Below are 7,981 nucleotides of genomic sequence, written 5' to 3' on the forward strand. Positions count from 1 at the left end.
GCTGCCCACCAAGAAAGCGGGCCGCTACACCGGCGGGCTTTGGGTGGGCAAGTTCCTGAAAACCCACAGCTACCAGCGCGTGACGACTGATGCGGCGGCGGCCGAGATCGGCGCCTATGGCTCGCGGCTCTGCATGCTCGAGGGCTTCGTCGGCCACGCCGAACAATGCAACATCCGCGTGCGCCGCTACGGCGGGCGCAACGTCCCATACGGGGAAGCGGCGGAATGAGTTTGCCCCAAACCCCCTCCTTCCGGCTTGAGGGCAAGCGCGCGCTGGTCGCGGGGGCCAGTTCCGGCATCGGCTTGGGTGCCGCCGTCGCACTGGCCGAGGCGGGGGCGGATGTCACGCTTGTGGCCCGTCGGTTGGAGCCGATCACCGCGCTTGCCCAAGCGCTGACGGCCAAGGGGTTGAAGGCCGCACCGCTTGCGCTCGACATCACCGATATCGCCGCGACCGAGGCCGCGATCACGCAGCACGGCCCTTTTGACATCCTCGTCAACTCCGCAGGGCTGGCGCGGCATACACCCGCGCTTGCCACCACGCTTGTCGATTACGATGCGGCGATGGATCTGAACCTGCGCGCCGCCTATTTCCTGACGCGCGCGGTGGCGGCTGGCCTGATCGCGGTGGGCAAGCCCGGCAGCTTGATCAATATCTCAAGCCAGATGGGCCATGTGGGCGGGCCTGACCGCGCGGTCTATTGCGCGACGAAACATGCGCTTGAGGGGATGACCAAGGCGATGGCCATCGAATGGGGGCGGCATGGTATTCGCGTGAACACCATCTGCCCGACCTTTATCCGCACGCCTTTGGCCGAACAAACCTTGGCGATCCCCGAACGCCGCGCATGGATCGAAAGCATGATCAAGCTGGGCCGGGTGGGCGAGATCGAGGATGTGATGGGGCCAGTGGTCTTTTTGGCCTCGGACGCGGCAGGGCTGATCACAGGCACCAGCCTGTTGGTCGATGGCGGCTGGACGGCCGATTGACGCGTTAAATCTCGTCCAAGGCATATTCGGCCAAGATCGGCGCAATGCCCGAGCCGATGGCGCGCGCCGATAGACCGATTTCACCGGGCACAATAGTAATCCCTGACAAGCCGCGATGATCGTAATGTGCATAGGCCGCGCGGGTCACGGCGGCGACAAGCTCGGCTGTCAGCGCGGGGGAGAGGGAACTATCAACCACGATGGCGTCGGGGTCGAGAAAAGCCTGCGCAGTGACAGCGGCAAAGGCGATCTGCGGGGCCGCCACGCGGAGCCAATCGTCAAACACCGCCTGCGCCGCCGCGTCGCGCGGTTGATCGTTATAGAAGATGTCCGAGACAAGGCCCGCCGCCTCGGCGCTTTGTTCCAGATAGTGCAGCGATGCCCCCTCAAGCAGTTGCGCGGCCTTGCCTTTCGCGGTCACCGCCGTGGGGATCGAGGCTATCGCGCCTGCAAGGTTCTTTTGTCCGGTGTAAAGCTTGTTGCCGATGGCGATGCCGCCACCAATGAAGGTGCCGACGTAGAAATAGGCAAAGCAATCATGGCCATGGCTGTTGCCCACCGCAATCTCGGCCAAACAGGCCGCCGATGCATCATTGAGTGATGTGACCGGCAGCGCGAAGATCTCTTCCAATTCCTGCGCAAGATCGGCCGAGACCCAATCGGCCATCGCACCATCGGGCGCGCCCACGGTTGCTTCCCATGCTTCAAGCTCATCGGGCAGCGCGATGCCGATGCCCACGACACGGGCGCGCTGCGCGAGGGTCAGCGCGTCAAGCAAGAGCGTGACATCGCGCACCACGCTTTGGCGGATCGTCGGCAGATGCGGGAAATCATAGCGCTGCACGCGCTGTTGCATGATGCCATAGTCGAAGCCCATGCACGCCACCTCGAGCGAGCGGCGACCGACTTTGATACCGATCGACAAAACGCCGTCGGGATCAAGCGAATAGGGGGTCGAAGGCTGGCCGATCTTCCCCTTGACCGAGGCACCGGCGCGCAACAGCCCATCATCGACCAAGCGGTTCACGATCACCGTGGCCGACTGCGCACTCAGCCCCGAGGCGCGCGTCAGTTCCGCCTTGCTCATCGCGCCATTGGCCCGGATCAAATCAAGCAAAAGCCGTTCATTATAGGGGCGCTTGATGCGCGCATCGCCTTGTCTGTCTTTCGGCATCGCCCGTTTACCTCTTGGCCCTTAACGCGGGGTCGTTTCATGGCTGCTTTGAGGTTCAACAACACCCTTTCGCAAAATGACATTGGCAAAAAGCGCCGGTTCACTGGTCGCAACGACAGCATAGCAGTGTTTGACGCGATCATAAAAGGCCGGCCCATGCGTCACGGCAATCTGCGCGGGGGCGCGCAACGCGCGGTGCAAGATCTGATCCATCGCATGATGCACCGGGTCGGGGCAATCGGGCTGCGCGGGGTCGCAGCTACGCAAAGCGGGATGGGAGACATCAGCATCCAGCGGCAAAACCGAAAGCACGGCGGCCAGAACGCGCGGCACGGGCAAGCCATCGGCCCGGATCAGGCGCTGCGCATGGGCTGCAGCCGGGTAATTGCCATCAACGATCGCGATTTCATCGCCATGCCCCATGGCGCGCAAAGCGGCCAGCAATTCAGGGCCAAGCACAGGATCAAGCCCAATGAGCATCAGATATAACTCGCATCCTTGTGCACGCCTTGATCGACGCCGGTGATCATAGCGACGACATCATTGCCGCTGGCGGTTTTGGCATCCAGCACACCCGCGATCCGGCCTTGGCGGAACACCACGATACGGTCGACCAGATTGAACACTTGGCGCAGGTTATGCGACACGATAATCACCGGTACGCCGCGTGTTTTGAGACTGCGGATGATGTTTTCGACGCGGGTGGTTTCCTGAATACCCAAGGCGGCGGTGGGTTCATCCATGATGATCAGCTTGCTGCCCCAGCCGGCCGCACGGCTAATGGCGACACACTGGCGCTGGCCGCCCGACATGCCCGCGACGGGTTGCTTGGCATCGGGGATCTTGATCCCGGTTTGTGCAAGCAAATCATCGGCGCGTTTGACCATCGCCTTTTTCTTGAGCCACGACAGCGGGCCAAACTCGAAATACACCTCTTCGCGGCCCAGAAAGATGTTTTCCGGCACGTTCAGGTGATCGGCCAGCGCAAGGTTTTGGTAAACAGTCTCGATCCCATGGGCGCGCGCATCGATGGGCGCTTTGAACCGCACGGGCTGACCGTCGATCAACACCTCGCCCGATGTGGGTTGTTCCACGCCGGTGATGTTGCGCACAAAGGTGGATTTGCCCGCGCCATTATCGCCGACGATGGCGATATGCTCGTCGGCATACATCTTGAAATCGGCATCGTTCAGCGCTTGGACACCGCCATAATGCTTTGTTAATCCACGTGTTTCAAGGATGACCTTCCGTTCGGCAGCCATCTTTTCCCCTCCCCGAGGTATCCATGTTGAGGGTCAGATGAGCATCATCGTGGCGGCCAAGTCAATAATTAAATCAAATTGACTTAAGTATTGACAGAAGGCCGATTCGGCGTCTTTCTACGCCTATGTGCCTTTGCCCTTTTGCGGTGCGGCCGATTTTTGGGAGGAAACCGACGTGAAAATGAATCTGAAACTTGCCAGCGTGGCTGTGGCCGCCTTGCTGATCGGCTCTGCCGCAAACGCGCAAGACGTCATCGGCTACATCACCAAATCCGCAACCAATGCGGGCTGGATGATGATTAACCAAGGCGCCGAAGATGCCGCCGCCGCCGAGGGTGTGACCCTCGTGGCCGTTGGCCCCGCCTTTCAGGGCGATCTGTCAAGCCAGTTGGAAGTGTTCGAAAACCTCGTGGCGCAGGGTGCCAAGGCGATTGCCGTGGCCCCCGTTGACAGCGCAGGCATCGCGCCAGCCGTGAATGACGCGATGGCGTCGGGCATTCCCGTGATCGCCGTCGATACCGGCGTTGCGGGTGCCGATGTCACCTCCTTCGTGGCGACCGACAACTATGCCGTGGCCAAGGTGCAGGGTGCCGTTGCCGCAACGCTGATCGAAGATGGCCAGCCCATCATCTATGTCACCGGCAACCAAGCGCAATCGACCGGCCAAGAGCGCCGCAACGGCTTTATCGAAGCCTTCAGCGCCGCGCGTCCGAACTCGGAAATCCTCGAAGTGCCGACCGAGTGGAACAGCCAAGAGGCGCAAGAGGGCGTCGAGGCGATCCTCAATAGCCGCCAAGACATCGCGATGGTCGCCAATGCATGGGATGGCGGCACGATGGGTGCCATCGCCGCGCTGCGCAACCTTGGCTATGACGCGGGCGATGTGAAGCTCGTGGGCTTTGACGGTGCAAGCGATGCCATCGTCGCGATGCGCGAGGGTTGGGTGCATGCCAATACCGCCCAGATGCTTTACCAAATGGGCTATCAGGGTATCCGTGCCGCTGCTGCCGCCGCACGTGGCGAGGCCGTTTCGCCCCGCATCGACACGGGCTTTTTCCTCGTCACCCCCTCCACCGCTGCTGTGTACAGCAAGATGGTCGGGATCGAGTAAACAGGTAGAGCTTGGTCAAAGGGCGCGTCATTCGGCGCGCCCTTTTTGCAGCCCCCTCATGTGGTCAAAGACAAACCGATGACAGATATCGTGCAAGATCGGGCAAGCCGCTCGCTACAAGACCGCGCCGTGATCGCCATGGTGAAATTCTTCCGCGCCGATTGGTCGGGGGCTTTCTTGGCCATCGTGATCTTGGGCATCGCCATCGAATTGACGACCACGGGGCGGCCGTTTTTTCATCCGTCGAACCTGATGACGATCCTCAATAATTCCGCCGCGATTGGGATTATCGCGGCTGGCATGACCTTGGTCATCATCACCGCTGGCATCGATCTATCGGTCGGCTCGGTCATGGGGATGACTGCGGCGCTGACAGGCTATGTGGTGAGTTTTTGGGGCTTTCCACCATCGCTGGCGATCTTGACGGGATTGACATTGGGGCTGGCGGTGGGCGCCTTCAACGGCACGCTTGTTGCCTATTTCGGCATGCCCGCCTTTATCGTGACGCTTGCGGGGCTGTCGATCTGGCGCGGCACGGGGCATTTGACCACCGGCGCACAGGCAACCCCCGAACTGCCCAGCACCTTCAATTATTTCGGACGTCACAACCCGTTCTCTGGCCTGCGCGAAGCCTATAACAACGGAGAATTGACCGGGCTTTGGCACAGCATCGGCGGCTTTGTCGACGCCAACTGGATCAACTTTTTCCGCACCTTCCAGATGTCGATGCTGATCTTCATCGGCTTTTTCATCGTGCTGACCATCATCATCGCCAATACGCGCTATGGCCGCTGGGTCTATGCCATCGGCTCGAATGAACCCGGCGCGCGCCAAGCGGGCATCAACACCGCGCGCTATATGCTGATCACCTATATGTTCTGTTCCTTCACCGCCGCCTTGGGTGCCTTGCTGTTTCTGGGCCGCGCCCCATACGCCAAATCCGACTATGGCCAGATGTGGGAGCTTGACGCCATCGCCGCCGTGGTGATTGGCGGCACCTCGCTGTTCGGCGGGCGCGGGTCGCTTTGGGGCACCTTCATGGGTGTGATCTTGCTTAAGCTGATCAACAACGGCCTGACGCTGGCCCAGCTTGACACATTCTGGCAGATGGTCGTGACCGGCCTGATCATTCTGGTCGCTGTCGGCATCGACATCGTGCGCCAATCGAAGAACCCCGAAAGCGTGCGCAAACTGCTGGCCGCCATCGCCGCCGTGATGGCGTTTCTCGCCTGCATGACGCCCGGCGCGATCTATCTGCGCGCCAAGATCGCGATCTTGGAACATAACGCCGCCGACGCGATGCGCGCGGCAGGCACGCAATTGGCCCCCGGCCAAAATGCCCGCCTGTTGTCGCCCGCCGAGCTAGAGGCATATCAAATCGCCGCAAGCACCAATATCAACGCTGCCATGCTCTTGTCGCTTTTAGTGATTGCTGCGGCCTATGTGGTGTTTCGCGGCAAGCCGCTGATGACTTGGCTTTTGGCGGCGGGCTTTGTCGCGATGATTGTGCCCTTGGTGGCGATGGGCTACCAGATCACGGTTCCATTCCTTGTCTTGGGGGCGGTTGTCGCTTTGGGCAGCAATTTTGTTTTCACCATCTTCGCAAAGGCGCGCACGCTTGATGTCAATGCAAGCTGAAACACTTGTCGTCATTGGTGGCGAGAACCTGATCGACAGCATCGAGGATACCAGCGGCACCGCCCCTGACGGGTTTTTCCACAATCTTGGCGGCTCACCCTATAACGTCGCTGTCGCACTGGGCCGCCAAGGGATCGCGACCCATTACATCACGCCAATCTCGACCGATGCCTTCGGCCAGCGCTTGGCCGATCACCTTGCGGGTCAGGGTGTCGTGACCGCCGGACCGCGGCTCGATGCGCCAACATCGCAAGCCATCGTCACCCTCAAAGACGGCGTGCCACAGTATCGGTTCCTGCGCGAAGGCACGGCCGAGCGGATGATCACGGCCCCGATGCTGCGCGCAGCTTTTCCGCCAGCAGGCACGCATTTTCACCTCGGCTCCTTGGCCTTGGCAGGCGGGGATGATGCCGCAATCTGGGAAGAGGCCTTTATCGCGGCGGCGCAAGCGGGCATCTGCACCTCGCTCGATCCCAATGTCCGCGCCTCGCTTATCGCTGATCCCGACAGCTATCGCGCAAGGATCACCCGGCTTTTAGGCCATGCCAGCATCGTGAAACTCAGCGATGAGGACCTCGAATGGCTTTACCCCGGCCTGTCGCAGGATGAGGCAATCACCGTTTTGCTGGGCCAGACCAAAGCGGGCATCGTCGCGCTAACCAAAGGCCCAAATGGCGCCGAGGCATGGGCGGGCGGGCAGCATGTCAGCCTTGCCAACCCTGCCTTCAGCGGTCTGGTCGATACCATCGGGGCTGGCGATACATTCATGGCAAGCCTTCTGGCGGGATTGGCCGAACAGGGGCGGCTTGCGCAAACCGCGCTTGTCGCGCTGACGGAAGATGAGCTGACACTCTTGGTCAAGCGTGGCCTTTATGCGGCCTGCATGAACTGCACCAAGGAGGGATGCGACCCGCCCGTTGCCGCGGCTTTGGCGCAAGCCTTGATGGACGGGCGGATATGACACTCTACCTCGACACCGCTGATCGCGACGCATGGGCTGATCTGATGCCTGTGGGCTTGTTTCGCGGCATCACCACCAACCCGCTTTTGGCCGCGCGTGCCGGGCTTGATTACCCCAAGATCGATTGGGCGGGGATGGCGGCACTGGCAAGGGATCTTGGCGCGACCGAGTTACACGCCCAAGTCTATGGCCCGACCGAGGGCTATGTCGATTGGGCAGGCGCGCTTTACGAGGCTGGACACCGCGCAGGGATCGAGACGGTGGTAAAGATCCCGCTTGTCGCGGCCGCGATCCGCGAAACCCCCGCGATCAAGGCGCTCGGCGGGCGCATCTTGATGACCGCCTGTTATGACGCCAAACAGATGTTCGTGGCCCGCGCGCTTCAGGCCGATTTCATCGCCCCCTATTTTGGCCGCATGGCCGAGGCGGGCATCGACGCGATGGCGCATCTGGCAACAATGGCCCGGATGAACGCGGGGCTTGGTAAACCCTGCACCATCCTCATCGCGTCACTACGCTCAACTGACCAGATGGTTGCCCTTGCCGATGCCGGGCATGATTGTTTCACCATCTCGCCCGACATCGCACGCGGGCTTTTATCGAGCGAGCATAGCATTGCGGCCCATGAGGCATTCGAGGCGACGATCGGGAGGGGCTAGACTGCGGCGTCCAAAGCAATGCCTTGAGCGCAAACGGCGCGACGGCACCGATCAAAGCAAGCAACACAGATATTGTTAACGCGACGCTCGCGGCCAAAAGGATGCACGCAAGGCTATAAAATGCAGATTGCACAACGTTAATCACGGAACGATTGGTAACGTATGGGATTTTGGTTGCGGGGGCAG

9 protein-coding genes are annotated in these 7,981 nt (G+C 61.1%); 6 read left to right on the forward strand and 3 right to left on the reverse strand.

Going from position 1 to position 7,981, the window contains the following annotated elements; genetic code table 11:
• Positions 1-229 (forward strand): histidinol dehydrogenase (locus KG698_RS14215; protein ID WP_213686220.1); only part of this gene is annotated, 229 nt, incomplete at its 5' end.
• Positions 226-990: an SDR family oxidoreductase gene (locus tag KG698_RS14220; RefSeq protein ID WP_213686221.1), complete on the forward strand. Its 765-nt coding sequence runs from the start codon at positions 226-228 to the stop codon at positions 988-990. The genes KG698_RS14215 and KG698_RS14220, both read left to right, overlap by 4 nt.
• A 4-nt stretch (positions 991-994) precedes the next feature.
• Here KG698_RS14220 and KG698_RS14225 read toward each other — a convergent pair whose 3' ends face one another.
• From KG698_RS14225 to KG698_RS14235, 3 genes are read right to left on the reverse strand one after another with little or no spacing between them, the layout of a single operon-like run.
• Positions 995-2,164, reverse strand: a complete 1,170-nt coding sequence (locus tag KG698_RS14225; protein ID WP_213686222.1) for an ROK family transcriptional regulator — start codon at positions 2,162-2,164, stop codon at positions 995-997.
• Positions 2,165-2,185: 21 nt separating this feature from the next.
• Positions 2,186-2,644, reverse strand: coding sequence for an RbsD/FucU domain-containing protein (locus KG698_RS14230; RefSeq protein WP_213686223.1), 459 nt, complete (start codon positions 2,642-2,644; stop codon positions 2,186-2,188).
• Positions 2,644-3,426 carry an ATP-binding cassette domain-containing protein gene (locus tag KG698_RS14235; protein ID WP_213686224.1) on the reverse strand — a complete coding sequence of 261 codons (783 nt, stop codon included), beginning with the start codon at positions 3,424-3,426 and terminating at the stop codon, positions 2,644-2,646. Before KG698_RS14235 ends, KG698_RS14230 begins: the two co-directional genes overlap by 1 nt.
• 181 nt (positions 3,427-3,607) lie before the next feature.
• Here KG698_RS14235 and KG698_RS14240 point away from each other — a divergent pair, with 181 nt between their 5' ends.
• The 4 genes from KG698_RS14240 to KG698_RS14255 all read left to right on the forward strand — a co-directional run bounded on the left by KG698_RS14240 (position 3,608) and on the right by KG698_RS14255 (position 7,795).
• Positions 3,608-4,537, forward strand: a complete 930-nt coding sequence (locus KG698_RS14240) for a sugar ABC transporter substrate-binding protein (protein WP_213686225.1) — start codon at positions 3,608-3,610, stop codon at positions 4,535-4,537.
• Between the two features lie 78 nt (positions 4,538-4,615).
• Positions 4,616-6,175, forward strand: coding sequence for an ABC transporter permease (locus KG698_RS14245; protein WP_213686226.1), 1,560 nt, complete (start codon positions 4,616-4,618; stop codon positions 6,173-6,175).
• A complete protein-coding gene (locus KG698_RS14250) occupies positions 6,165-7,136 on the forward strand; it encodes a carbohydrate kinase (RefSeq protein ID WP_213686227.1) in 972 nt (323 codons plus the stop codon). Before KG698_RS14245 ends, KG698_RS14250 begins: the two co-directional genes overlap by 11 nt.
• Positions 7,133-7,795, forward strand: coding sequence for a transaldolase family protein (locus KG698_RS14255; RefSeq protein ID WP_213686228.1), 663 nt, complete (start codon positions 7,133-7,135; stop codon positions 7,793-7,795). The genes KG698_RS14250 and KG698_RS14255 overlap by 4 nt, the downstream gene beginning before the upstream one ends.
• The last annotated feature ends 186 nt before the right edge of the window (positions 7,796-7,981 follow it).

The sequence above is a fragment of the Roseicyclus sp. genome, from assembly GCF_018402035.1.
In the GTDB taxonomy this organism is placed as follows: domain Bacteria; phylum Pseudomonadota; class Alphaproteobacteria; order Rhodobacterales; family Rhodobacteraceae; genus Roseicyclus.

Bases quoted from the DNA above. Each gene is read 5' to 3' on its own strand.
- KG698_RS14220 (WP_213686221.1), top strand. From the start codon at position 226: ATGAGTTTGCCCCAAACCCCCTCCTTCCGGCTTGAGGGCAAGCGCGCG.
- KG698_RS14225 (WP_213686222.1), bottom strand. From the start codon at position 2,164: ATGCCGAAAGACAGACAAGGCGATGCGCGCATCAAGCGCCCCTATAAT.
- KG698_RS14230 (WP_213686223.1), bottom strand. From the start codon at position 2,644: ATGCTCATTGGGCTTGATCCTGTGCTTGGCCCTGAATTGCTGGCCGCT.
- KG698_RS14235 (WP_213686224.1), bottom strand. From the start codon at position 3,426: ATGGCTGCCGAACGGAAGGTCATCCTTGAAACACGTGGATTAACAAAG.
- KG698_RS14240 (WP_213686225.1), top strand. From the start codon at position 3,608: ATGAATCTGAAACTTGCCAGCGTGGCTGTGGCCGCCTTGCTGATCGGC.
- KG698_RS14245 (WP_213686226.1), top strand. From the start codon at position 4,616: ATGACAGATATCGTGCAAGATCGGGCAAGCCGCTCGCTACAAGACCGC.
- KG698_RS14250 (WP_213686227.1), top strand. From the start codon at position 6,165: ATGCAAGCTGAAACACTTGTCGTCATTGGTGGCGAGAACCTGATCGAC.
- KG698_RS14255 (WP_213686228.1), top strand. From the start codon at position 7,133: ATGACACTCTACCTCGACACCGCTGATCGCGACGCATGGGCTGATCTG.